This is a genomic window from Thermomonas brevis, assembly GCF_014395425.1.
Taxonomy (GTDB): Bacteria; Pseudomonadota; Gammaproteobacteria; order Xanthomonadales; family Xanthomonadaceae; genus Thermomonas; species Thermomonas brevis.
The window spans coordinates 1513792-1537544 of record NZ_CP060711.1 but is presented as its reverse complement, the minus strand read 5'-3'; the positions used below and the strand labels follow the sequence as shown (position 1 = coordinate 1537544).

The window sequence follows — 23753 nt, the reverse complement described above, 5'->3', positions numbered from 1 at the left end:
CGAAGCTTAGCCTTGCGGCAGCGGTTGCGCGCGCCCGGCGTCGTTGCCGTCGCGCGGGTCGGCCTGGTTGCGGGCGCAGGCGCGCGCGTACTCGGCCAGCTTCAGCGCGATCCTGTGGCGCACCAGCGCCAGCGGCTCCGCCGGCAGCCGGCCCGCGATCACCTCGGCATGCTGCTCGGGCAGGTACTGGCTGAGCAGGATGGCCGGCGGCGCATGGCGTTGCAGGTTATCGATCAGCGTGTCCACCGCCGCCGCGACCCCGGCGTCGCCCCAGTAGTAGCGGCAGCGGTCGCTGAGGGCGTAGGCGCGCAGCAGGCGCAGCTGCCGCTCGTCGCCATGGTAGTGGCCCTGCCAGTACTTCGGGTTGTCGCGCATCGCGCGGTCCAGCACGTCGATCAAGTGCGAGCGTTCGCTTTCCGGCAGCAGCTCGTCCTCGATCCTCGCCAGCGCGAACAGCGCCTCGCGGTAGGCGAAGGTCGCCGCCGGGCCGACCTTGAGGATGGCGAAGTGGTCCCGCACCAGCGCGTGCAGCGAGGCTTCGAGCTGGTAGTCGGTGGAATGCGCCTCGAATACGATGCGCGGCTGCGCTTCGAGGAAGGCGGACAGGTCGCGCGCGGCGGCGGGCGCGTAGTGCTGCACGTCGCTGTGGTCGAAGTCCACGCCGGGCTGCACCACCATCGCGATTACGCGCTGCCAGGCGTCGCGCAGATCCGGCGTGTCGAACGCGACGCGGTGGATCTCCAGCGTCTTCGCCGCCGCCTCCGGCGTGGTCGCCTGCACGCCCCCGCCCAGCGAGCTTTCGCCGCCGGGGATCGGGACTTCGGTGCCGATCACGTACACCGGCGGCGGCAGTCCGGCCGCGCGCGCGGTGGCTTCGGCGACGCGCGCCAGTTCCGCCGAGCGCGCCGCCACGATGTCGTCCGGCAAAGGCACCGGGTCGCCGGCGCAGGCCATGCTGCAGTCGAGGTGGATCTTGTGGAAGCCGGCGGCGACGTAGGCGCGGATCAGCTCGCGCGCATGCGCCATCGCATCCTCGGCGGGCTGTTTCTGCCAGGCGTTCGGGCCGAGGTGGTCGCCGCCGAGGATCAGGCGCTCGCGCGGGAAGCCCTGCGCGTCGGCCAGCCGCTCCACGTAGGCGCGGTACTGCGGCGGGGTCATGCCGGTGTAGCCGCCGAACTGGTCGACCTGGTTGGAGGTCGCCTCGACCAGCAGCGGCGTGCCGTAGAACTGCGCGACCAGCATCGCCGCCAGCAGCGCCTGCTCGTTGCTGCAGCAGACGCTGTACAGGCCGATGGGTTCGCCCTTGCGGTGGGCGTCGATGAGCGATTGCACGAGGGACATGGAGGTCTCCGGAAGGATGTCAGGCGCGCGCCAGCAGCGCCGCGCCGCGCGCGCCGCCGGCGTCGCCGAAGCGCGGCGGCAGGATCGGCGGCACGCGCATGCCGGCGAACAGATGCGCCTGCACCGCCGCCGGCAGCACGGCGTAAAGGGGTTCGTAACGCGACAGGCCGCCGCCCAGCACGATGACGTGCGGATCGAGCGCCATCACCAGGCTGGCGAAGGCGTGGCCGAGCAGGTCGAGGTGGACGGCGAGCGCCTGCCGCGCGGCAGCGTCGCCGGCCTGCGCCGCCGCGATCACGGCGGCGGCGTCGGCGGATGCGCCGCCGAGGTGCCGGTGCAGCGCGGCGACGCCGCTGCCGGACACATAGCGTTCGAGGCAGCCGCGCAGCCCGCAGCCGCAATCCAGCAGCGGCAGGCCGTGCTTCGCCAGCAGGTGCGCGGGAATGCTCCAGTGCCCCCATTCGCCGGCGATGCCGTTGTGGCCCGTCACCAGCCGGCCGTCGAGACAGTAGCCGCCGCCCGCGCCGGTGCCGAGGATCGCGCCGAACATGCTGGGGTAGCCGTCCGCCGCGCCGCCGTTGGCTTCCGAGAGGGCGAAGCATTGCAGGTCGTTGCCGAGCTGCAGCGGGCGTTGCAGCCGCGCTTCCAGATCGGCGCCGACGCGCTGGCCGGTCAGCGCGGGCACGTTGGCGCTGAGCTGGCGCCCGCTGGCGCGGTCGCGCACGCCGGGCAGGCCGATACCGATGGCGGCGCAGCGGCTGCCGAGCGCGGCGTCGGCCTGCGCCACCAGCGTGCAGACCGCATCGAGGAAGGCGGCGTAGCTTTCATGCGGCGTGTTGATGCGCTGGCGGTGGACCGCCCGCATTGCGCCGTCGAACGCGACCAGCTCGATCTTGCTGCCGCCGATGTCGAGGCCGTAGCAGGTGCCGCCGGTCGGGTCGCGTTCGCTCATGGCCGGTCAATCATGCCGGTGGATGACGACGCCCTGCACGACGCGGTTCACGGTGCCGTCCGGGAACGGATTGTCGGGGGTGAAGCCGAGCGCAGCCGAGCGGCGCAGCGCGTAGCGCTGGGCGAAGCCCAGCCACAGCGGCGCCAGCCACGGATCGGGCAGGTCGGGCACGGCGAGCGCCACGTCGTCGGCATCGCCTTCGACTACCGGGCCGAGCGACAGCACGCGGCCGGCGACGCCGTCGCGGCGCAATTCGTCGAGCAGGTCGCGCTCGTAGCGGCGCGCCAGCGGCTGCGCGCTGCGCACCACCACCACCAGCGTGTCGCGGTCGAGCAGCGACTTCGGACCGTGGCGAAAGCCCAGCGGCGTGTTGGCGAAGGCGGGCACGCGGCCGGCGGTGAGCTCCAGCAGCTTCAGCGCGGCCTCGCGCGACCAGCCTTCCAGCGGGCCGCTGCCGAGGTAGATCACGCGTGCGTGCCCGGCCGCCGTCAGCGCCTCGACCGCGGGCTCCCACCGCGTTGCCGCCTCGTGCCCGAGCGCGGCCAGCGTGCGCAGCCGTTCCAGCCGCCGCGGCCACGGTGCGGCGTCGAACACGGCGAGCGCCGCCAGCAGCATGCAGGTCAGGCTGCTGGTCATCGCGAAGGCGCGGTCGCAGCTGGTCGGCGGCATCAGCAGGGTGCAGGTATCGGCGCGGTCCTTGCCGCGTTTCGCCAGCTCGCCGTCGGCGTTGCAGGTGATGTCGAGGAAGCGGGTTTCGTCCACGCAGGTGCGCACCAGCTCCACTGCGGCCACGCTTTCCGGGCTGGAGCCGCTGCGGCCGAACGACACCAGCAGCGTCGGGCGGTCCCGTTGCAGGTACAGCGCCGGATGGGTCAGCAGGCTGGTGGTGTGCACCGCGCGCGCATCGGCGGGGAACGACGCGTTGACGTGGTCGGCGACCATCTCGGCGATGAAGCCGGAGCTGCCCGCGCCGGTGAAGATCACCTTGCGCAGCGGGTCGCGCAGCCAGTCGCCGAGGAAGCCGTCGAGCTGCGCCTGCGCGCGTTCCAGTCCGTCCGCCAGTGCGTTCCAGAGGGCGGGCTGCTGGGCGATTTCTTCGGCGGTGTGTTGGCCGCCGGGAGGCGACCAGAGGGTCGCGTCGGGGATCGGGGAGGCGTGCATTCCACTTTCCTGTGAGGCCGATGCAAGATCGGCCTTTTCTTTCGAAATGTCAAATATCGAAAACAAATTGAAAGATCGGGTTTCCGGACTTGTCCAGCGACTGCGGCAAGGCGAGGGCCGCAGGACGCCGGCGTATGGCGATCCTGAATGGGGATTTGCGAAACTCCCGCCCAACACAATCTTTCGATAATCGCATTAATCTTGCTATTTGGTTTCTTTTTTGTTGACACATCGAAAAAAACTGCCCTAGAGTCGAAACGTCGATTCCATCAGCCGCGCGGGACGCGGCGCCGGGGGCTTGCTTGTCGGATCGCGTACCACGCAGGAACGGATTGGTCGCCGCGCTGGCGGTGGCCTTGCTGGCGCTGGCGCAGCCGGTCTGCGCCGCCTCGGTCGGCGCGCTGCGCACGGTCGCGCCGGTCGCCGCCGCCGACGGCGCGCAGGCCTGGCAGATCGCCACCGACACCGGCGCGGTGCTGCGCATCGACGTGCTGCGGGCCGACCTGATCCGCGTGCAGGCCGGCCGCGACGGCAGGCTGGTGCCGGCCGGCGACAAGGCCGCGCCCATCGTGCTGCCGCAGCCGGCGGGCAACGTGACAGCCACGCTGGAGCAAGACGCCGGCGAGCTGCGCATCCGCACCGACGCGCTGGTGCTGCACATCCAGCGCGCGCCGCTGCGGTTGTCGCTTGCGCGCATCGAAAACGGCAGGGCGATCCCGCTGTGGCATGAGTTGCAACCGCTCGACCTCGCGAAAGAGCAGAGCGTGCAGGTGCTGTCCAGCGACGCCGGCGAACAGTTCTACGGCGGCGGCCAGCAGAACGGCCGCTTCGCCTTCAAGGGCCGCGAGCTGCCGATCTCCTACTCCGGTGGCTGGGAAGACGGCGACCGCCCCAGCCCCGCGCCGATGCTGCTCAGCTCGCACGGCTGGGGCATGCTGCGCAACACGTGGAGCGATGGCAATTACGACCTGCGTGAACCTGAAGCCGCCACGCTGCTGCACCAGGAAGACCGCTTCGACGCCTACTACTTCGTCGGCGCCGACCTGCACGCGCTGCTCGACCGCTACACCGCGCTGACCGGCCGCGCCGGCCTGCTGCCGCGCTGGGCGCTCTCCTACGGCGACGCCGATTGCTACAACGATGGCGACAACAGGAAGAAGCCGGGCACCGTGCCCGCCGGTTGGAGCGACGGTCCCACCGGCACCACGCCGGACGTGATCGATTCCGTGGCGAAGCAGTACCGCGAGCACGACATGCCCGGCGGCTGGATCCTGCCCAACGACGGCTACGGCTGCGGCTACACCGACCTGCCGAAGGTCGTGCAGGGGCTGGCGAAGTACGGCTTCCGCACCGGGCTGTGGACCGAGAACGGCGTCGACAAGATCGCCTGGGAGGTCGGCAAGGCCGGCACCCGCGTGCAGAAGCTCGACGTGGCCTGGACCGGCAAGGGCTATCAGTTCGCGATGGACGCCAACAAGTCGGCGTTCGACGGCCTGCGCGACAACTCCGATTCGCGCCCGTTCCTGTGGACGGTGATGGGTTGGGCCGGCATCCAGCGCTACGCGGTGGCGTGGACCGGCGACCAGAGCGGCAGCTGGGACTACATCCGCTGGCACATCCCGACGCTGATCGGCTCCGGCCTGTCCGGCTACGCGTATGCGACCGGCGACGTGGACGGCATCTTCGGCGGCAGCGCGGAAACCTTCACCCGCGACCTGCAATGGAAGGCGTTCACCCCGGTGCTGATGGGCATGTCCGGCTGGTCGGCGAACGAGCGCAAGCATCCGTGGGCGTTCGACGAACCCTACCGCAGCATCAACCGCGACTACCTGAAGCTGAAGATGCGGCTGACGCCGTACATGTACGGGCTGGCGCGCGAGGCCGCCGACACCGGCGCGCCGATCGTGCGCGGGCTGATGTGGGACTACCCGGCCGATCCGCAGGCGCAAGGCGAAGCGCACAAGGACCAGTTCCTGCTCGGCCGCGACCTGCTGGTCGCGCCGGTCTACCGCAGCCAGGCCGCGAGCCGCGGCTGGCGGCGCGGCATCCACCTGCCGCAGGGCCGCTGGTTCGACTACTGGGACGGCCGGCAGGTCACGGCGGGTGCGCAGGGCCGCGACCTCGATCGCAAAGTCGACCTGGCGACGCTGCCGGTGTTCGTGCGCGCCGGCGCGATCCTCCCGATGTATCCGGCGATGCTGTTCGACGGCGAGAAGCCGCTCGACGAGGTGACCTTCGACCTGTATCCGCAGGGCGAGTCGCAGTACGTGCTGTACGAGGACGACGGCAACACGCGCAGGTTCGAGCAGGGCGAGTCCAGCACTCAGGCCGTCGCGATGTCCGCGCCGGCGCAGGGCAGCGGCGAGGTGCGCGTGCGCATCGACGCGGTACAGGGTAGCTATGCGGGCCAATTGCCGCAGCGCCGCTACGCGCTGCGCGTGCTCGCCCGCAATGCGCCCAAGTCCGTCGAGCTCGATGGTCGCGCGCTGCCGCAGCTGACCGACCGCGCCGCCTTCGACGCCGCGAACGAAGGCTGGTACTTCGACGCGAGCGAGCGCCACGGCAGCGTCCACGTGCGCACCGCGCCGGTCGACATCCGCAGCGCGCTCGCGTTCCGCATCGACCTGCCGGCGGCGAAGGATGGCGCCGACGACGTCTTCCCGGCCGCGCCGGAGCAGGGCCGCGCGCTGCCGCCCGACGGCCTGCTGGTGGTCAACCGCCCGGCCGAGGAGCCCGGCCATCCGCTGGAGAACGCCTTCGACGACGACCCGGCCACCTGGTTCCGCACGGTGCGCGACCAGGCCGTGCGCACCGGCGCGCACGAATGGACGGTGGCTTTTAGCGAACGCAAGCTGATCGACGGCGTCGAGCTGGCGCCGCGCAACGACAAGAACTGGAAGCACGGCCAGGTCCGCGACTACGAGGTCTACGTCGCCGACAGCAACGGCGAATGGGGCGAACCCATCGCCGCCGGCCGGCTGAAGCTGGAACAGGGCCTGCAGCGCATCGACTTCGCGCTGCACGCCGGCCGCCTGCTGCGCTTCCGCGTGCTAAGCGTGCAGAACCCGGACGGCGACGGCGCGAGCGCGCTCGATCCGATGGTCACCGCCGCGCAGGGCGACGCGGCGCGCGCGGTCGATGCCTTGCAGCCGCGCGACGTGGGCCCGATCGCGCTGTCCACCTTCCACGTCCTCGAACATCGCGAAGACGAGCGCCCGCCGCAGCAGCGCTATCTCTCCGAGCTGGCGATGCCGGCCGCGCTGGCGAACGCCGTCGCCCGCGACAAGGCGTTCGGCGGCGGCGCGGACATGCGCATGAACGGCCTGCAGTTCCGCCGCGGCCTCGGCGTCGGCGCGGACAGCCGCATCGAGCTGAAGCTGGACGGCGGCTGGCGCCTGCTGCGCGCCGACCTCGGCATCGACGACACCTGCCGCGCCGCCGGCGGCATGCGCTTCCAGGTCTGGGGCGACGGCCGCCTGCTCTACGACAGCGGGCTGGTGAAGGCCCCCGGCGTGGTCAAGCCGGAGCTCGACGTGCGCGACCTGCGCGCGCTGAGCCTGCGCACGCTCGGCGCCCAGTCGCCGCAGGTCTGCGGCAACTGGGCCAACGCCGTCCTGATCGGACAGGAGGGCGACGCTGCCAGTCTCGTTTCGCCCTGACCGCCCCGAGCTTCCCCGCGCATCCGCTGTCCATCCATCACCCAACGCCGCAGCCGCTTCGCTGCCGAACGAGGAAACACCGATGTCTTCCAGCCGCCGCCAACATCGCATCGCCCTGAGCACGCTGTCCGCCGCCCTGATCGCCGCGCTCGCCGCCGGCCCGCTGTACGCGCAGCAGGCCGGAACCGACCAGGACAAGAAGGACGACAAGGTCACCGAACTGGAGCGCGTCCAGGTCACCGGTTCCAACATCAAGCGCGTCGACGCCGAGACCGCCTCGCCGGTGCAGATCATCACCGCCAAGGACATCGAGAACATGGGCGCGCGCACGCTGCTGCAGGTGCTCGACAACCTGCCGGCGGCGCGCCCGGCGCAGGTCGATTCCAAGTCGCTGTTCACCGGCTCGGACGGCGCTTCGCAGGCCAACCTTCGCGGCCTCGGCGCGCAGGGCACGCTGGTGCTGCTGAACGGCCGCCGCCTCTCGTACTACGGCGCGCCGGCCGGCTTCCAGACCCAGTTCGTCAACATCGACTCGATTCCCGCCGCCGCCATCGAGCGCATGGAAGTGCTGACCGACGGCGCCTCTGCCGTGTACGGCACCGACGCGGTGGCCGGCGTCATCAACGTCATCACCAAGCACACCTACCAGGGGCTGGAAGTCAGCGGCATCTGGGACACCGCGCCGCGCTTCGATTCCTACGGCGAGAAGCAGGCCAGCATCACCGGCGGCTTCGGCGACCTGTCCGAGGACCGCTACAACGTCTACGCCACGGTCAACCTGTACCAGCGCGACGGCATCCCGCTGAGCGAGTGGTACGACAAGAACCCGGCGCAGTACTACGTCAACAACCCGAGCTACGTCGAGAACCTGCGCCTCGGCACCGGCAGCGCGCCGGGCGTGTTCAACCCCGGCTACTACTTCGCCATCGACCCGGTGACCAAGGTGCGCCGGGACGAGGCCGCGCCGGGCTGCGACAACGTGCTCGCGGTGTCGAGCGGCACCCGCTGCATCTGGCAGACCTGGCTGAACAACGAGATCAACGGCGGCGCCGAATCCAAGCGCATGACCGCCTACGTCAACGCGCACTTCCTGCTCGGCGAGAGCACCGAGGGCTTCGCCGAGGCCACCTTCACCGACATCGACCTGCGCGCCAACGGCGGCACGCCGCGCGCCTACGGCACCACCACCGGCAACCCGCAGAGCTGGTTCTCGCGCAACACCGGCACCACCGTCAACCAGTTCCTGACCCCGTGGCTGGGCCCGAACAACGAGTACAACCACGCCAGCCCGGAGCTGCGGGCGATGAACGGCGGCGTGGTCGGCCTGAGCTACCTGCTGCAGGACGTGGGCGGCAACCACTTCGGCCAGCGCAACACCGACCAGAGCTACCGCTTCCTGGCCGGCCTGCGCGGCGCGCTCGGCGAGGACTGGAGCTGGGAAACCGCGTTCGCCACCGCCGGCTCGCACTCGGTCACCTACCAGACCACCAACGTCAACATTGACGGCTTCATCAAGGCGTTCGGCCCGTTCACCATCGACCCGGGCACCGGCCGCGTGATCATCTCCGACCACCCGGCATACAAGTTCGGCGAGATCAGCGACGCCAACGCCGCGCTGATCCGCGAGGCGTTCCCGACTTTCGACATCCAGTCGTGGACGCGCCTGCACACCCTGGACGGCAAGATCGAAGGCCCGCTGTTCAACCTGCCGGCGGGCGAGGTGCGCGCGGCGTTCGGCTTCAACATCAGCCGCGAGAGCTTCTTCACCCCCGGCAACGAGGATGCTGCCAACGGCAAGATCACCCAGCAGGGCGGCTCTTGGTTCGACGGCAAGCGCACCACCTACGCGCTGTTCGGCGAGGCGGTGGCGCCGCTGACCGAGAAGCTGGAGCTGGACGCCGCACTGCGCGTGGACAAGTACCCCAACTTCAGCGCCAACGTCGCCCCGAAGATCGGCCTGAAGTACCAGATGCTGCCGGAGCTGGTGCTGCGCGGCACCTATTCGCAGGGCTTCCGCGCGCCCAGCCTGGCCGAATCCGGCACCGGCGGCGTGTACGCGCAGATCGGCGGCTATCGCGACGAAACCCGTTGCGCCGAGACCAACGCGATCGCCAACCTGCTGCGGCAGTCGCAGCGCCAGACCGACAAGGACCTCGGCAATTCGCTGTACAACTCCGACTGCAGCCGCAACGTCGCGCGCATGACCCAGCCGAATCAGGACCTGGCGCCGGAGAAGGCGAAGATCGCGACCCTGGGCTTCGTGTTCGAGCCGGCCAAGTGGCTGTCGGTGTCGGCCGACTGGTGGTTCGTGTACCGCCGCAACGAGATCGTCGCGCCCGACTACTCCAACGAGGAGGAGATCATCGCGAAGACCCGCTTCCCGATCACCGAGACCGACCTCGCCAACCTGGCCGCGCTGGCCGCCATGTGCAACGACCCCGCCAGCGGCGTGACCTGCCCGAGCGTCCTGCCGAGCTACAGCATCGGCAACGTTGCCAGCGTGATCGGCCAGTACAAGAACCGCGGGCGCACCCTGATCGACGGCTTCGACGTGGACGCGCGCAGCCGCTTCGACCTCGGCGAATGGGGCCGCCTGAACATCGGCGTGGCCGCGACCATCGCGCGCCGCAACATGTACAACTTCGACGACGGCGAAGGCTGGTACTACGGCAACTTCGTCGGCTACTACAACAACCCGCGCGTGCGGGCCACGTTCAACGCCGACTGGAACTACAAGAACTGGGACACCGGCTTCTACATCAACTACGTCGGCCCGACCAAGTGGGCCTGGGACCAGATCGACGCGCAGGACAACAACGCGGAGACCTGCACCGGCGGCTATCTGGATGTGCCCGCAAGCCAGTGCGACGGCGCGCCGTCGTGGTGGACGGCCAACCTCAGCGTGAACTGGCGGCCGATCGAGAAGCTGACCCTGGGCGTGACGGTGAAGAACCTGTTCAACCGCCTGCCGTTCTACGACCCGAACGACTGGATGAACTTCCCCGGCTGGACCAACAACTTCGGCCGCGTCTTCAGCGTGAACGCGACCTACAAGTTCTGAAGAAGCTGTCTGCGCTCGTCATTCCCGCGCAGGCGGGAATCCAGTGTCTTTGCTTTTCCAGGGCTTAAAGTCGCTGGATCCCCGCCTGCGCGGGGATGACGGGCCTATTTCTTTCCGCCTATTCCGGTTGCATCCACAATTCAAGTCACTGGTATCGCCATGAAACGACGCGACTTCCTGATCTCCACCGCCGCCGCCGGCGTGGCCGCCGCCACCTTCTCGCCCGCCTTCGCCAAGGGCCGCGGCGGCGACAAGCTGCGGGTGGCGATGATCGGCACCGGCCTGCGCGGGCAGTCGCAGCTCGGCCCGATCCTGAGCCGCGACGACGTGGAGCTGGTCGCCATCTGCGACACCCAGCAGGTGATGCTGGGCCACGCGCTGGCGAACATCGACAAGGCCGGCCGGCGCAAGCCGAAGGTGTACGGCGGCAACGGCGACGCCAACGCCTGGAAGGCGCTGCTGGCGCAAAAGGGCATCGACGCGGTGTTCATCGTCACGCCGTGGGAATGGCACGCGCCGATGGCCATCGCGGCGATGGAGGCCGGCGTCGCGGTGGGCTGCGAGGTCGTGGCCGGCATCACCCTGCAGGACCACTGGGACGTGCTGCGCGCGCAGCAGCGCACCGGCACGCCGTACATGCTGCTGGAGAACGTCTGCTACCGCCGCGACGTGATGGCGGTGCTGCAGATGGTGCGCGCCGGCCTGTTCGGGGAACTCGTCCACATGCAGGCCGGCTACCAGCACGACCTGCGCGGGGTGAAGTTCAATTCCGGCAATCCGGACGAGCCCTACGGCAGCGGCGTCGAGTTCGGCGCCAAGGGCTTTTCCGAGGCGCAGTGGCGCACGCAGCATTCCATCGACCGCAACGGCGAGCTGTACCCCAGCCACGGCATCGGCCCCTGCGCGATGTACGCCAACATCCACCGCGGCAACCGCTTCACCCACATCAATGCGTTCGCCACCAAGGCGCGCGGGCTGCACGACTACATCCTCAAGCACCCGAAGGGCGGCCCGGACCATCCGAACGCCAAGGTGCAGTTCAAGCTCGGCGACGTGGTCACCACCACGCTGCGCTGCGAGAACGGCGAGACGATCATCCTCCAGCACGACACCTCGCTGCCGCGCCCGTACTCGCTGGGCTTCCGCGTGCAGGGCACCGACGGGCTGTGGATGGACGTCAACAAATCGATCCACATCGAAGGCAGGAGCCCGCCGCACAAGTGGGAAGACGCGCAGGCGTACTACGACCAGTACGACCATCCGCTGTGGCGCAAATACGCCGACAAGGCCGCCGGCGCCGGCCACGGCGGCATGGACTGGTTCGTGGTGCACGCCTTCATCGAGGCGGTGAAGGCGAGCGCGCCGATGCCGATCGATATCTACGATGCAGTCGCGTGGAGCGCGATCACGCCGCTGTCGGAGCAGTCGATCGCCGAGGACTACCGGACGCTGGCCTTCCCCGACTTCACCGAAGGCAAGTGGAAGTCGCGCCGGCCGATCTTCGCGCTGGACGACCGCTACTGAGCCGACGCGCCGCGCACGAACGCGGCGGCCAGCTGCAGCGCGTCGTCGCCGTCCGGATCGCCGCGCAGCGCGCGCACCAGCCGGGCCGGGGTGATGCCGGTCCAGCGCTGCAGGTCGTGGGTGGCGTGCGCCTGATCGCTGTAGCCGTGGCGCGCGGCGGCGTCGGCGATGCCGGCGCGCTCCGCATCGAGCGTGCGCAGCAGCGCCTGCAGGCGGCGTACGCGGGCGTATTCCTTCGGCGTCATGCCGACGCCGTCGAGGAAGCGCGCCTGCAGCGTGCGCAGGCCGACGCCGAGCCGCTCCGCCAGTTCGGCGATGCGCAGGTCGCCGTCCGCGCCGTCGAGGAGCTCGACGGCCCGTTCCGCCAGCGGGTCGGGCGCGAAGCCGGCGCAGCGTTCGCGCAGCAGCGCCCATAGCGGTTCGGGCGAACCGGAATCGACGACGGTCTGCGCGGCGGCGCGGAACGCGCCGGCGAACGCGGCATCCAGCGTGTGCAGGTCGGGCGCGTGGTCGCGCAGCGCCGGCAGCCGCTTGCCCGCGACCAGCCCGCTGCACGCCGGCGCCAGCCGCAGGCCCAGGCACAGCACCGGGCCGGTCGCCTGCAGGCGGATCGGGCCGAGCTGCTGCGCGGCGAAGCACAGCGGCTGGTCGGCGCGGACCGCGCCGTCGGCGCCGTGGAAGCGCAGCGGCACGCCGAGTTCGGCCAGCAGCTCGCAGCGGCCGTCGGGCCAGATCGTCTGGATGCCGTCGCCCGGCGCGTCGTCGCGCAGCAGCCACAGGCACTGCACGTGGCGGCGTAGATCGTCCGGCGGAAGGTGTTCGGCGTAGTCCATGCCGGCATCGGACCGCGGCCTGCGCGTTTTTACAAGCGGCCCCTGCGAGGCGGCGCTAGCCTGCGTCCGTCCATCACGGGAGAACGGCGATGCGGAAGGCGAAGGCGATGCTGGGCGCGGGACTGGTGCTGGCGGCGGGCGCGGCCACGGCGGCCGGGCCGGAGTTCGACTGGCTGGCCGGGCATTGGTGCGGCGGCAGCGCGGGCCGGGCGATCGACGAGGTCTGGCTGCCGGAGGCGGGCGGCGTTCTGCTCGGCATGTCGCGCACCGTGCGCGGCGGCAAGACCGAATCGTTCGAGTTCATGCGGATCGTGCCGGCCGGCGACGACGCGGGCTTCCACGTCCAGCCCAACGGCGTGGCGCCGACGGTGTTCGCGATCGCGGAACGCGGCGAGCGGCGCGTCCGCTTCGAGAACGCCGCCCACGATTTCCCCAACCGGATCGAATACCGGCGCGAAGGCGACGCCCTGCACGCGTGGATCGCCGGGCCGGGCCGCGACGGCAAGGAGATGCGGATTCCGTTCGAATATCGCCGCTGCGGCGGATAGGCGGCGCTCGGGCTCTGCGTCGGGAGAGGGCGTCGGACGCGGATCAACGCGGAAAGACGCGGATCAAGCTTTTCCTGATCGGAATTTTTATCCGCGTCGATCCGCGTCAAAAACCCATGCGTCAGGCGTACGACGATCCCGCTTCCGCGCGCAATTCCAGTTCGTCCAGCCTGTCGAGCAGGCGGAACAGCAGCTCGCGCTGCTCCGCCGGCATGTCGCCGAGCAGCTGCTGCTCGAAGCCCAGCGCCATCGGGACGATCTGGTCGTAGACCGCGTAGCCCGCTTCCGACAGCCGCAGCACCGAGCGGCGGCGGTCGTCGTCGTCGAAGCTGCGCAGCAGCCGGCCCGACTCCAGCAGCCGCGCCACCGCGCGGCTCACCGCCACCTTGTCCATCGCGGTGCGCTGCGCCACCTGGTTGGCGGACAGATCGGGCGCGCGGCCCAGGATCGCCATCACCCGCCATTCGGTGACGGTCAGGTCGAAGCGCTGCGAATACGCGCCGGCGATCGCGCCGCTGATCCGGTTGGACAGCACGCTGAGGCGGTAGGGCAGGAAGCGTTCGAGTTCGAGGGCGGCGTGGTCGGGCATGGCGGGCGGCATCTTGTGATGGTTGCAATTGCAACTATAGAATGGGGGCTCACGGCGTTGAGGACACCGACATGAGCGCGCACCCCAATCTTGGCATGCAGCCGACCACCTTCGACAACCCGATGGGCATCGACGGCTTCGAGTTCGTCGAATACACCGCCCCGCAGGCGCAGCTCGGGCATTTGCACGACTACTTCCGCAAGCTCGGTTTCGTGCAGGTCGCGCGCCACAAGACCCGCCCGATCCATACCTATCGGCAGGGCGATTGCACCTTCCTGATCAACGAGGACCCGGACTCGTTCGCCGCGCGCTTCGCCGAGCAGCACGGCCCGTCCGCCTGCGGCTTCGCCATCCGCTTCAACAAGCTGGCCGAGTGGGTGCGCGTGCAAGCGCTGAAGAACGGCGCGGAAGCGTTCGACGCCAGGGACGAGCTGACCAAGGCGGTGGCCGCGCCGGTCATCAAGGGCATCGGCGGCTGCATGCTCTACATCGTCGATCGCTACGACGACAAGGGCACCATCCACGACCCGGACTACGAATACCTGCCGGGCGTCGAACTGATGCCCAAGGGCTTCGGCCTGACCTTCATCGACCACCTGACCCACAACCTCTACCAGGGGAACATGGCGCAGTGGTCGGGCTACTACGAGCAGCTGTTCAACTTCCGCGAGATCCGCTACTTCGACATCAAGGGCGCCAAGACGGGCCTGCTGTCGAAGGCGATGACCGCGCCGGACGGCATGGTGCGCATCCCGCTGAATGAGTCGTCCGATCCGAAGTCGCAGATCAACGAATATCTCGACGTGTACAAGGGCGAGGGCATCCAGCACATCGCCTGCTTCACCGACGACATCTACGACACGGTGGAGAAGATGCGCGCGGCCGGCGTGGAGTTCCTCGACACGCCGGACACCTATTTCGACGTGATCGACCAGCGCATCCCCGACCACGGCGAAGACGTGGCGCGGCTGGCGAAGAACAAGATCCTGATCGACGCCGACCCGGAGACCAAGCAGCGCAAGCTTCTGCAAATCTTCACCCAGAACGCGCTGGGCCCGATCTTCTTCGAGATCATCCAGCGCAAGGGGAATGAGGGGTTCGGCGAAGGCAACTTCCAGGCGCTGTTCGAGAGCATCGAACGCGACCAGATGCGCCGCGGCGTGCTGTGACGATGATGCGCGGGCCGGTTTCGCCCGCGCGATGAATCAATGGAAAGGCGGGCCGGGCCCGCCTCTGCGGGGGCAACGATGGAATCGAACGGCTACCAGTCCGGCTTCGGCAACGAGTTCGCCAGCGAGGCCATCGCCGGCACGCTGCCGGTCGGCCGCAATTCCCCGCAGCGCGTCGCCCACGGCCTGTATGCGGAGCAATTGACCGGTACCGCGTTCACCGCGCCACGCCATGCCAACCGCCGCAGCTGGCTGTACCGCATCCGGCCGGCGGCGATGCACGGGCGCTTCGAGCCGTTCGCCCAATCGGCGTTCCACAACGATTTCAGCCAGAGTCCGGTGACGCCGGAGAAGCTGCGCTGGAACCCGCTGCCCATGCCGCAGGCGCCCACCGACTTCATCGACGGCCTGTTCACCATGGCCGGCAACGGCGGGCCGGAAGCGGGCACCGGCGTCGGCATCCACCTCTACGCCGCCAACCGCGACATGCAGGGTCGCTGGTTCTACGACGCCGACGGCGAACTGCTGATCGTCCCGCAGCAGGGCCGCCTGCACATCGAAACCGAGCTCGGCGTGCTCGACGTGGAGCCGCAGGAGATCGCGGTGATCCCGCGCGGCATCCGCTTCCGCGTGGCGCTGCCGGATGTGGATCAGGCGCACGATGCACAGGGACGTGCGGGTGTCGCGGGCGCAGGATGCGCAGGAGCGACCGGTTACGTCTGCGAGAACTTCGGCGCATTGCTGCGCCTGCCCGACCTCGGCCCGATCGGCAGCAATGGCCTCGCCAATCCGCGCGATTTCCTCGCGCCCAATGCCGCCTATGAAGACGTCGAAGGCGACTTCGAACTGATCGCCAAGTTCCAGGGCCACCTGTGGCGCGCGGCCATCGACCACTCGCCGCTGGACGTGGTCGGCTGGCACGGCAACTGCGCGCCGTACAAATACGACCTGCGCCGCTTCAACACCATCGGCTCGATCAGCTTCGATCATCCCGATCCGTCGATCTTCCTGGTGCTGCATTCGCCCAGCGACACGCCCGGCACCAGCAACATGGATTTCGTGATCTTCCCGCCGCGCATCCTCGCCGCGCATGACACCTTCCGGCCGCCGTGGTTCCACCGCAACATCGCCAGCGAGTTCATGGGGCTGGTGCACGGCGTGTACGACGCCAAGGCGGACGGCTTCGCGCCCGGCGGCTGCTCGCTGCACAACTGCATGACCGGGCACGGACCGGACGCGGCGACCTTCGAGAAGGCCAGCGCGGCGGACACCTCGAAGCCGGATTACATCGACGGCACGATGGCCTTCATGTTCGAGACGCGCGCGGTGATCCGCCCGACCGCGCAGGCGCTGGACGCCGCGCATCGGCAGCAGGATTACCCGGACTGCTGGGCCGGGCTGAAGAAGCGCTTCCCGGGCTGAGCCGGGCGCTCAGCCGCCGACCAGCTTCAGCTGCGGCGCGCTGCCCGCCGTTTCGGCCGGCGGCGCGTGCAGCGCCGCCACCGCGCGCTCCAGCGCGGGCAGCAGGGCTTCCGGCAGCGCCTCGCCGAGGCGCACGACGATCCGCTGGCCGTAGCTGGCGCTGGTCAGCCGGTGCAGCACGCGCAGGCCGTCGAGGATCGCGTCCAGCAGCTCGGCGTCGCCACCGGCGAACTGGATGCGCGCCTTGCATTCCACCGCGTCGGGATGCCGCTGCAATTGCAGCATGTCGATCATGTACATCTTCGCGGCGACCAGCGAGCGGCGCTGTCCGCGCGCGGGACTGGGCGATGCCGGTGCGACTTGCGTGATGGCGGGCGTCACCGTTGGCGCGCTGGACGATCGTGAAAGCGTCGGCGCAGTGATTGCCGGCGCGGGCTGCCGCGCGATGCCGGCGCGGATCTGTTCTGTGCGCGCCTGCAAGGCCTCGGTGGTGGCGCGCAGCAGTCCGGTGAAGGCGCCGGTCACGCCGCCGCCGGACGAAGCGGCATCGGCATGCGGATCGGATTGCCGGATGTAGCCGTCCTTCAGCAGGCGGTCGAGCGCCGGCAGGATGCCGGGCCCCAGCAGCGCCACCACCTCGTCGAGCGTGCGCTTGCCGTCGATGACGATCAGGATGCGCCGCTCCGGCAGGCTCAATCCGGCGCGGGAACCGGCCTGCAGGGCGTCGTGCGCGAGTGCGGTCTTGGTGAGCGGCATGGGATGGCCCTGTTCGACGCGCAGCACGCTAACGGCGGCCCGTGTCGCCCGCATGACGGTTGCACGACGCGGCAGTCGGCGCGCTTCGCGCCGCGTTCACCACGGTCGGCGACACTGCGGATTCCGTCGGAACAAGGAGTCCCGCGATGCGCACCCTGCTGTCACTGGCGTTGCTCGCCGCGCTCGCCGCCTGCGGGGGCGCGCCCGACCGCGCTCCCGAAGACGCCGCCGCGCCGCCGCCGGCCGTTTCGACAACTCCGGCTCCCGTACCCGCGCCGGTGGATGCCGCTGCGCCGGTCCCATCGGTCGAACAGACCGGCCTGGCCGGCTTTTCCGGCTACGGCGACGTGAAGCTCGGCATCGCCGCCGCCGACATGGAGCAGGCATGGGGCGGCGCGCTCGAACGGCTCGGCCCGCCGCAGGACGACGCCTGCTACTACCTGCGCCCGAAGCGCGCCGCGCGCTCGGACAACGATCCGGCGTTCATGGTCGAAGGCGGCACGTTCGTCCGCTACGACATCGCCGGCGACAAGGAGGTCGCACCTGGCGGCGGCAGGATCGGCATGAGCAAGGCGGACATCGCCCGGCTCTATCCGGGCCGGATCGAGGAGCAGCCGCACAAGTACACCGACGGCCAGTACCTGCGCATCAAGGATCCCGCCGGCGGCAAGGGCGTGCTGCTGTTCGAGACCGACGGCAAGGGCGATGCGGCGAAGGTGGTGCGCTGGCGGGTCGGCCTGGCGCCGCAGGCGGATTACGTCGAGGGCTGTTCGTAACGACGAGGGCGGTTCGCGCGGCCTCGCCTTCTATACTGCGGCGATGATTCCAAGCGCTCCCATCCTCGCCCGCGCCCAGCGCGCGTTGGCCGAGTTCTTCCGGCTGGAAGCGGCCGGCGGCATCGTCCTGATCGCCGCCGCCCTGCTTGCGATGCTGGCCGCCAATTCGCCGCTGGCGCATGCCTACGAAGTGTTCCGCGACACGCCGCTGGGCGGCGGCGCGTGGGCGAAGTCGGCGCACTGGTGGATCAACGACGGCCTGATGGCGGTGTTCTTCCTGCTGGTGTCGCTGGAGATCAAGCGCGAGGTGGTGTCGGGCCAGCTCTCCAGCCGCGACCAGCTGGCGCTGCCGGTGGTCTGCGCCTGCGCCGGCGTGGCGGTGCCTGCGCTGCTGTTCGTCGCGCTCAACCACGGCGACGCCGGCGCGATGCGCGGCTGGGCCGTTCCCACCGCCACCGACATCGCCTTCGCGCTGGGCGTGCTGGCGCTGCTCGGCCCGCGCGTGCCGCTGGGGATGAAGCTGCTGCTGTCGACCATTGCGGTGGCCGACGACCTGATCGCGATCCTCATCATCGCCCTGTTCTATTCGCAGGGCCTGGACTGGGCCGCGCTGGCCGGCGCGGGGCTGGTGACGCTGGCGATGTTCGCGCTCAACCGGCGCAAGGTGACGCGGCTGGCGCCCTACCTGCTGCTGGGCCTGCTGCTGTGGGCGCTGGTGCTGAAGTCGGGCGTGCATGCGACGCTGGCCGGCGTGGTCACCGGGCTGATGATCCCGCACGTCGATCCGCGCAACGCCATCGACGACGAGGTCGAGCATTCGCCGCTGGAGACGCTGGAGCACGCGCTGCATCCGTGGGTGGCGTTCGCGATCCTGCCGCTGTTCGCCTTCGCCAACGCCGGCCTCGCGCTGGCCGGGCTGCGCCTCGACGACCTGCTCTCGCCGCTGCCGGCGGGCATCGCGCTGGGGCTGGTGCTGGGCAAGCCGGCCGGCATCGTCGGCGCGGCGCTGCTGATGCGTGCGCTGGGGCTGGCGCGCTTCCCGCAGGGCATGGACCTGCGATCGATGCTGGGCCTCGGCCTGTTGTGCGGCATCGGCTTCACCATGAGCCTGTTCATCGCCTCGCTGGCCTACGCCGGCCAGCCGGCGCACTACACCGAAGGCGTGCTGGGCGTGCTCGGCGCGTCGGTGATCGCGGCGCTCGCCGGCACCGCCTGGCTGGCGCTGGTGCTGCCGCGCGGAGTGCGGCAATGACCAGCGCGCTGGTGTTCGGCGGCAGCGGCCAGATCGGTGCGGCGCTGCTGGAGCGGCTGCGCGGTGCGGGGTGGAACGTGCACGCGCTTTCGCGCCAGCCGCGGGACGATACGACCGGCGTGCGCTGGCTGCACGGCGATTTCGCGCACATGCCGCCGCTGCCCGACGCGGTGGACGCGATCTTCAGTTGCGGCCCGCTGGACCAGTTCGCGCGCTGGCACGTGCAGGCCGGCATCCGGTGCCCGCGCGTCGTCGCGTTCGGCTCCACCAGCGTCCACGTCAAGCAGGATTCGGGCGATGCCGGCGAGCGCGACGTGGCGCGCCGCCTGCGCGAAGCCGAGGCGCTCCTGTTCGCCGTTGGCCAGGAACGCGGTGTAGCGGCCACCGTGCTGCGTCCCACCCTGGTCTACGGCGCCGGCCGCGACGCCACCCTGACCCGCATCGCGCGGATGGCGCGCCGCTTCGGCCGCTTCGCCTTGCCGGGCGGCGCGGACGGCCTGCGCCAGCCGGTGCACGTCGAAGACCTCGCCGACGCCGCGCTCGCCGCGGCGCCGCTGCCCGCCACCCATGGCCGCGCCTACGACCTGCCCGGCGGCGAAACGCTGCCCTACCGCGAAATGATCCGCCGCGTGCTGGCCTGCCAGTCGCCGCCGCTGCGCCTGCACGCGCTGCCGATGCCGCTGTTCCGCGCGCTGCTGGCGGCGGCGCGGGCGCGCGGCATCGCGCGCGACCTCACCGACGACGCCATCGCGCGCATGCGCGACGACCTGACGTTCGACGCGGAACCCGCGCGCCGCGATTTCGGCTATGCGCCGCGCGCGTTCGCGCCGGACGCGCGGATGTTCGGCGAATCCTGAGGCGTCATCCGAACCGAAGCGATGCTTGCTCTGTCGGCATCGCGGAGAGTGAACGAGCTCGGCCGCGCATGCGTGCGCGGCCGGCCCGGCTCCCGCTCAATCGACCGAAATGCCGGCCAGCTTCTCCAGCGCCTCGGCGTACTTGGCGCGGGTCCTGTCGATGACCTCGGCCGGCAGCTTCGGGCCGGGCGCGGTCTTGTTCCAGTCCAGCGTTTCCAGGTAGTCGCGCACGAACTGCTTGTCGTAGCTCGGCGGGCTGGTGCCGACTTCGTATTGCTCCGCCGGCCAGTAGCGCGACGAATCCGGCGTCAGCATCTCGTCCATCACGTAGAGCTTGCCGTCCTCGTCGGTGCCGAACTCGAACTTGGTGTCGGCCAGGAGGATGCCGCGCTGCGCGGCGTAGTCGCGGGCGAAGGCGTACAGCGCCAGCGTCGCGTCGCGGACCTGCTCGGCGCGCTCGCGGCCGACCAGGTTCGCCGCGGCGGCGAAGTCGATGTTCTCGTCGTGGTCGCCCACCGCCGCCTTGGTGGAGGGGGTGAAGATCGGCTCCGGCAACCGCTGCGCCTGTTGCAGGCCGGCCGGCAGCGCGATGCCGCTGATCGCGCCGCTGCGCTGGTAGTCCTTCCAGCCGCTGCCGATGATGTAGCCGCGCGCGATGCACTCCACCGGGACGGGTTTCAGCTTCTTCGTCACCACCGCGCGCTTCGCGTACAGCGCGGCGTCCGCGCCGGCCGGCAGCACGTTGGCGACGTCGATCCCGGTCAGGTGGTTGGCGATGATGTGCTGCGTTCGGCCGAACCAGAAGTTGCTGATCTGGCAGAGCATTTCGCCCTTGCCGGGGATCGGGTCGGGCAGCACCACGTCGAAGGCGCTCAGGCGGTCGGTCGCCACCATCAGCAGGGTGCCGTCGCCGAGATCGAACACGTCGCGGACCTTGCCGCGGTGGATCAGGTTCAGGCCGGGCAGGTCGGACTGGAGCAGGGTGGTGGCCATGGGCGCGCGCGGGACGAAGGGGCCGCTAGTTTAAGGCCGGGGAGCGCCGCCCGCCCTGTAAACTGCGCGGATGCGACGCTGGTACGGACAATTCTTCGGGTTCATCGCGGGCTGGCTGCTGCTCCGCCATCCGGTCGGCGGCCTGCTCGGCCTGCTGGTCGGCTATGCGTTCGATCACGACGCCTTTTCCCCGTCGCGCAAGCCCGCGCCGAAGCGCGATGCGCCGCCGCGCCCGGACGCCGGCAACGCGGACGTGGACTGGGCCTATCGCGTGTTCGATCTGTCCGAAAGCGCGAGCGACGCCCAGATCGACCGCGCCTACCGCAAGCTGATGAGCCAGTACCACCCGGACCGCGTCGCCAGCGCCGCGCCGGAGTTGCAGAAGCTCGCCGAGCAGAAATCGCGCGAGATCAACGCGGCCTACGACCGCATCCAGAAACTACGGAAGAAGTGACCATGCAATCCACCCTGCTTCAAGACACGGTGATCGCCCCCTCGATCCTCTCCGCTAACTTCGCGAAGCTGGGCGAGGAAGTGGACAACGTGCTAGCGGCCGGCGCGGACTGGGTGCACTTCGACGTGATGGACAACCACTACGTCCCCAACCTCACCATCGGCCCGCTGGTCTGCGAGGCGCTGCGCAAGCACGGCGTGACAGCCCCCATCGACGTGCACCTGATGGTGGAGCCGGTCGATGCGCTGATCCCGATGTTCGCCGACGCCGGCGCCAGCCACATCAGCTTCCATCCCGAGGCCAGCAAGCACGTCCACCGCAGCGTGCAGCTGATCAAGTCGAAGGGCTGCCAGGCCGGGCTGGTGTTCAACCCCGCGAGTTCGCTGGACGTGCTCGACACCATGCTGGACGAGATCGACTACGTGCTGCTGATGTCGGTGAACCCCGGCTTCGGCGGCCAGTCCTTCATCCCGTCCGCGCTCAGGCAGCTGCGCAAGGTGCGGGCGATGATCGACGCCGGCGGCAGGCCGATCCGCCTGGAGATCGACGGCGGGGTGAAGCCGGACAACATCGGCGAGATCGCGAAAGCGGGCGCGGACACCTTCGTCGCCGGCAGCGCGATCTTCGGCAAGCCGGACTACGCCGCGGTCATCGCGCAGATGAAGCAGGCGGTGGCGGCGGCACGCGCCTAGCGCCGCAGCGCCAGCACCGCCACGCCCGCGGCGATCAGTCCGATCCCCAGCCAGTCCCGCCCCGCCGGGCGTTCGCCCAGGAACATCAGCGCGAACACCGCCACCAGCAGCACGCTCAGCTTGTCGATCGCCGCCACCTGCGCGGTAGGCCCGGCCTGCAAGGCGCGGAAGTAGCAGACCCACGACGCGCCGGTCGCCAGCGCGGACAGGCCGAGGAACAGCCACACGCGCGGAGCGAGCGTGGTCGGATCGCTCCATTTGCCGGTGCCGACGACGAAGACGGCAAGCACGCCCAGAATCATGGCCGTGCGGATCAGCGTGGCGTAATCGGAATCGACGCCCTGCAAGCCGGCCTTGGCGAAGATCGCCGTCAGCGCGGCGAAGGCGGCGGACAGCAGCGCCCAGTGGAGCCATGTCGAAGCCATGCGGTGTCTCCGTGACGGTGACGCGTGCGCCCAGCCTGACACGCCCGCACCGAATGGGTTAACGCGGCGCTGAGATTCCCCTGAGCGGCGCTTACGCAGCGAGCCGCAGGCTGTCCGCCATTGCCGATGCGGTGGAGATTCACGATGAACGAACGCATGACCGAAGCAGGCGTTGCCACGCCGTTTGCCAAGGTGCCGGCGGTAACGCTGGCGTTCTGGATCACCAAGATCGCCGCCACCACGCTGGGCGAAACCGGCGGCGATGCGGTGACGATGTCCTGGTTGGGCGAAACCACGTCGGCTGCCGACGGCATGGGTTATCTGATCGGCACCGTCCTGTTTGCCGCGGTCTTCGCGGTGGCGGTATGGGTGCAGATTCGCGCGACGCGCTTCCGCCCGGCGCTGTACTGGTTCGCCATCATCGCCAGCACCACCGTCGGCACCACGCTGGCGGACTACGTGACGCGCTCGCTGGGCATCGGCTACGCCGGCGGTTCCGCCTTGCTGCTGGCGATGGTGTTGGGCGTGTTGTGGCGGTGGAAGCGCGCGCTCGGCACCGTGTCCGTCGAAAGCGTGGGCGAGCCGGCATCGGAAGGCTTCTACTGGCTGACCATCATGGCCTCGCAGACGCTGGGTACCGCGCTGGGCGACTGGGTGGCGGACACGGCTGGGCTGGGCTACACCGGCGCGATGCTGATCTTCGGTGGCGCGCTGGCGATCGTTGCGGTGCTGCATTTCCGCTCGAAGCTCTCGCGCACGCTGCTGTTCTGGGCCGCTTTCATCCTGACCCGGCCGCTGGGTGCGGTGGTCGGCGATTTCCTCGACAAGCCGGTGGAAAGCGGTGGCCTGGCACTGAGCCGGTTCGCCGCCACCGTGGCATTGCTGGTGTTCATCGCCGGCTGCGTGATGTTCTTCCCGCAGCGCGCAGCGGCCAAGGCGCACTGAGTCGTGCGCCTGTCGCGATACGCCGCCTTGGGAGCGACGGGCGCGCGAAGCCGGGCAATCTCCGGGCCAGTGGAAGCGTGCGTGCACCCTCTTGCTGCCGGCAGCGCGATCTTCGCCAAGCCCGACTGCGCCATCGCGATCGCGCAGATGAAGCAGGCGTGGTTGCCGCGCGTTGAGCCCGGCGCGGCGCGGGCGAAGCCGTCGGGTCTTGCCGTCATCGCGTAAAAAAGAAGCCGGCGCCACGAGGGGGAGGCGTGACGCCGGCTGCCGAGAGAACTGGGCGTCCTGCCCGTCAATCGTCCCTGCGATGGACTCCCATGCTGCCCGCGCCGGATGACGGGGAT

Annotated in this window: 21 protein-coding genes; 13 read left to right on the top strand and 8 right to left on the bottom strand. The window is 69.9% G+C overall.

Annotated features, from left to right (window positions below; genetic code table 11):
- Positions 1 to 6: 6 nt before the first annotated feature.
- The 3 genes from H9L17_RS07215 to H9L17_RS07205 are packed head-to-tail and all read right to left on the bottom strand — an operon-like array spanning position 7 to position 3454.
- On the bottom strand, positions 7 to 1341 hold the full coding sequence (locus H9L17_RS07215; protein WP_187571650.1) for a D-tagatose-bisphosphate aldolase, class II, non-catalytic subunit: 1335 nt from the start codon (positions 1339 to 1341) through the stop codon (positions 7 to 9).
- Positions 1342 to 1360: 19 nt separating this feature from the next.
- On the bottom strand, positions 1361 to 2293 hold the full coding sequence (locus tag H9L17_RS07210) for an ROK family protein (RefSeq protein ID WP_187571649.1): 933 nt from the start codon (positions 2291 to 2293) through the stop codon (positions 1361 to 1363).
- 6 nt (positions 2294 to 2299) lie between these two features.
- Entirely contained in the window at positions 2300 to 3454 is a 1155-nt protein-coding gene (locus H9L17_RS07205) for an SIS domain-containing protein (protein WP_187571648.1), read from the bottom strand.
- Between the two features lie 332 nt (positions 3455 to 3786).
- Here H9L17_RS07205 and H9L17_RS07200 point away from each other — a divergent pair, with 332 nt between their 5' ends.
- The 3 genes from H9L17_RS07200 to H9L17_RS07190 all read left to right on the top strand — a co-directional run bounded on the left by H9L17_RS07200 (position 3787) and on the right by H9L17_RS07190 (position 11698).
- Positions 3787 to 7113, top strand: coding sequence for a TIM-barrel domain-containing protein (locus tag H9L17_RS07200; RefSeq protein ID WP_246455189.1), 3327 nt, complete (start codon positions 3787 to 3789; stop codon positions 7111 to 7113).
- Positions 7114 to 7195: 82 nt separating this feature from the next.
- On the top strand, positions 7196 to 10174 hold the full coding sequence (locus tag H9L17_RS07195) for a TonB-dependent receptor plug domain-containing protein (protein ID WP_187571646.1): 2979 nt from the start codon (positions 7196 to 7198) through the stop codon (positions 10172 to 10174).
- A 159-nt stretch (positions 10175 to 10333) separates the two neighbouring features.
- On the top strand, positions 10334 to 11698 hold the full coding sequence (locus H9L17_RS07190; RefSeq protein WP_187571645.1) for a Gfo/Idh/MocA family protein: 1365 nt from the start codon (positions 10334 to 10336) through the stop codon (positions 11696 to 11698).
- On the opposite strand, the gene H9L17_RS07185 is transcribed toward H9L17_RS07190, so the two are convergent.
- A complete protein-coding gene (locus H9L17_RS07185; RefSeq protein ID WP_187571644.1) occupies positions 11692 to 12531 on the bottom strand; it encodes a helix-turn-helix domain-containing protein in 840 nt (279 codons plus the stop codon). The two genes, H9L17_RS07190 and H9L17_RS07185, sit on opposite strands and share 7 nt — an antisense overlap.
- Positions 12532 to 12620: 89 nt before the next feature.
- Here H9L17_RS07185 and H9L17_RS07180 point away from each other — a divergent pair, with 89 nt between their 5' ends.
- Positions 12621 to 13079, top strand: coding sequence for a DUF6265 family protein (locus tag H9L17_RS07180; protein ID WP_187571643.1), 459 nt, complete (start codon positions 12621 to 12623; stop codon positions 13077 to 13079).
- 121 nt (positions 13080 to 13200) lie between these two features.
- Here H9L17_RS07180 and H9L17_RS07175 read toward each other — a convergent pair whose 3' ends face one another.
- Positions 13201 to 13668 (bottom strand): MarR family winged helix-turn-helix transcriptional regulator, encoded by a 468-nt coding sequence (locus H9L17_RS07175; protein WP_246455188.1) that lies wholly within the window; start codon positions 13666 to 13668, stop codon positions 13201 to 13203.
- Between the two features lie 71 nt (positions 13669 to 13739).
- Between H9L17_RS07175 and hppD the strand changes: the two genes are divergently transcribed.
- On the top strand, positions 13740 to 14837 hold the full coding sequence (hppD, locus tag H9L17_RS07170) for a 4-hydroxyphenylpyruvate dioxygenase (protein ID WP_187571641.1): 1098 nt from the start codon (positions 13740 to 13742) through the stop codon (positions 14835 to 14837).
- A 78-nt stretch (positions 14838 to 14915) separates the two neighbouring features.
- Positions 14916 to 16259, top strand: a complete 1344-nt coding sequence (hmgA, locus tag H9L17_RS07165) for a homogentisate 1,2-dioxygenase (protein ID WP_187571640.1) — start codon at positions 14916 to 14918, stop codon at positions 16257 to 16259.
- A 9-nt stretch (positions 16260 to 16268) separates the two neighbouring features.
- Here the strand turns inward: hmgA and H9L17_RS07160 are convergent, their stop codons facing one another.
- Positions 16269 to 17069: a hypothetical protein gene (locus H9L17_RS07160; RefSeq protein ID WP_187571639.1), complete on the bottom strand. Its 801-nt coding sequence runs from the start codon at positions 17067 to 17069 to the stop codon at positions 16269 to 16271.
- A 92-nt stretch (positions 17070 to 17161) separates the two neighbouring features.
- On the opposite strand from H9L17_RS07160, the gene H9L17_RS07155 reads away from it, so the two are divergent.
- The 3 genes from H9L17_RS07155 to H9L17_RS07145 are packed head-to-tail and all read left to right on the top strand — an operon-like array spanning position 17162 to position 19900.
- Entirely contained in the window at positions 17162 to 17791 is a 630-nt protein-coding gene (locus H9L17_RS07155) for a lectin (RefSeq protein WP_187571638.1), read from the top strand.
- Between the two features lie 43 nt (positions 17792 to 17834).
- On the top strand, positions 17835 to 19043 hold the full coding sequence (gene nhaA, locus H9L17_RS07150) for a Na+/H+ antiporter NhaA (RefSeq protein ID WP_187571637.1): 1209 nt from the start codon (positions 17835 to 17837) through the stop codon (positions 19041 to 19043).
- Positions 19040 to 19900, top strand: a complete 861-nt coding sequence (locus H9L17_RS07145; RefSeq protein WP_187571636.1) for an NAD-dependent epimerase/dehydratase family protein — start codon at positions 19040 to 19042, stop codon at positions 19898 to 19900. The genes nhaA and H9L17_RS07145 overlap by 4 nt, the downstream gene beginning before the upstream one ends.
- 96 nt (positions 19901 to 19996) lie before the next feature.
- Here the strand turns inward: H9L17_RS07145 and H9L17_RS07140 are convergent, their stop codons facing one another.
- Complete coding sequence (locus H9L17_RS07140) at positions 19997 to 20893, bottom strand: phosphoribosylaminoimidazolesuccinocarboxamide synthase (protein ID WP_187571635.1); 897 nt, start codon at positions 20891 to 20893, stop codon at positions 19997 to 19999.
- A 70-nt stretch (positions 20894 to 20963) separates the two neighbouring features.
- Between H9L17_RS07140 and H9L17_RS07135 the strand changes: the two genes are divergently transcribed.
- Positions 20964 to 21347, top strand: coding sequence for a J domain-containing protein (locus tag H9L17_RS07135; RefSeq protein ID WP_187571634.1), 384 nt, complete (start codon positions 20964 to 20966; stop codon positions 21345 to 21347).
- A gap of 2 nt (positions 21348 to 21349) precedes the next feature.
- Positions 21350 to 22039, top strand: coding sequence for a ribulose-phosphate 3-epimerase (gene rpe / locus H9L17_RS07130; protein ID WP_187571633.1), 690 nt, complete (start codon positions 21350 to 21352; stop codon positions 22037 to 22039).
- Here the strand turns inward: rpe and H9L17_RS07125 are convergent.
- The gene (locus H9L17_RS07125; protein WP_187571632.1) at positions 22036 to 22464 is read right to left on the bottom strand and encodes an EamA family transporter; all 429 of its coding nucleotides are present in this window, start codon (positions 22462 to 22464) and stop codon (positions 22036 to 22038) included. The two genes, rpe and H9L17_RS07125, sit on opposite strands and share 4 nt — an antisense overlap.
- A gap of 144 nt (positions 22465 to 22608) precedes the next feature.
- On the opposite strand from H9L17_RS07125, the gene H9L17_RS07120 reads away from it, so the two are divergent.
- The gene (locus tag H9L17_RS07120; protein ID WP_187571631.1) at positions 22609 to 23409 is read left to right on the top strand and encodes a COG4705 family protein; all 801 of its coding nucleotides are present in this window, start codon (positions 22609 to 22611) and stop codon (positions 23407 to 23409) included.
- 81 nt (positions 23410 to 23490) lie between these two features.
- Positions 23491 to 23634 (top strand): hypothetical protein, encoded by a 144-nt coding sequence (locus tag H9L17_RS07115; protein WP_187571630.1) that lies wholly within the window; start codon positions 23491 to 23493, stop codon positions 23632 to 23634.
- The last annotated feature ends 119 nt before the right edge of the window (positions 23635 to 23753 follow it).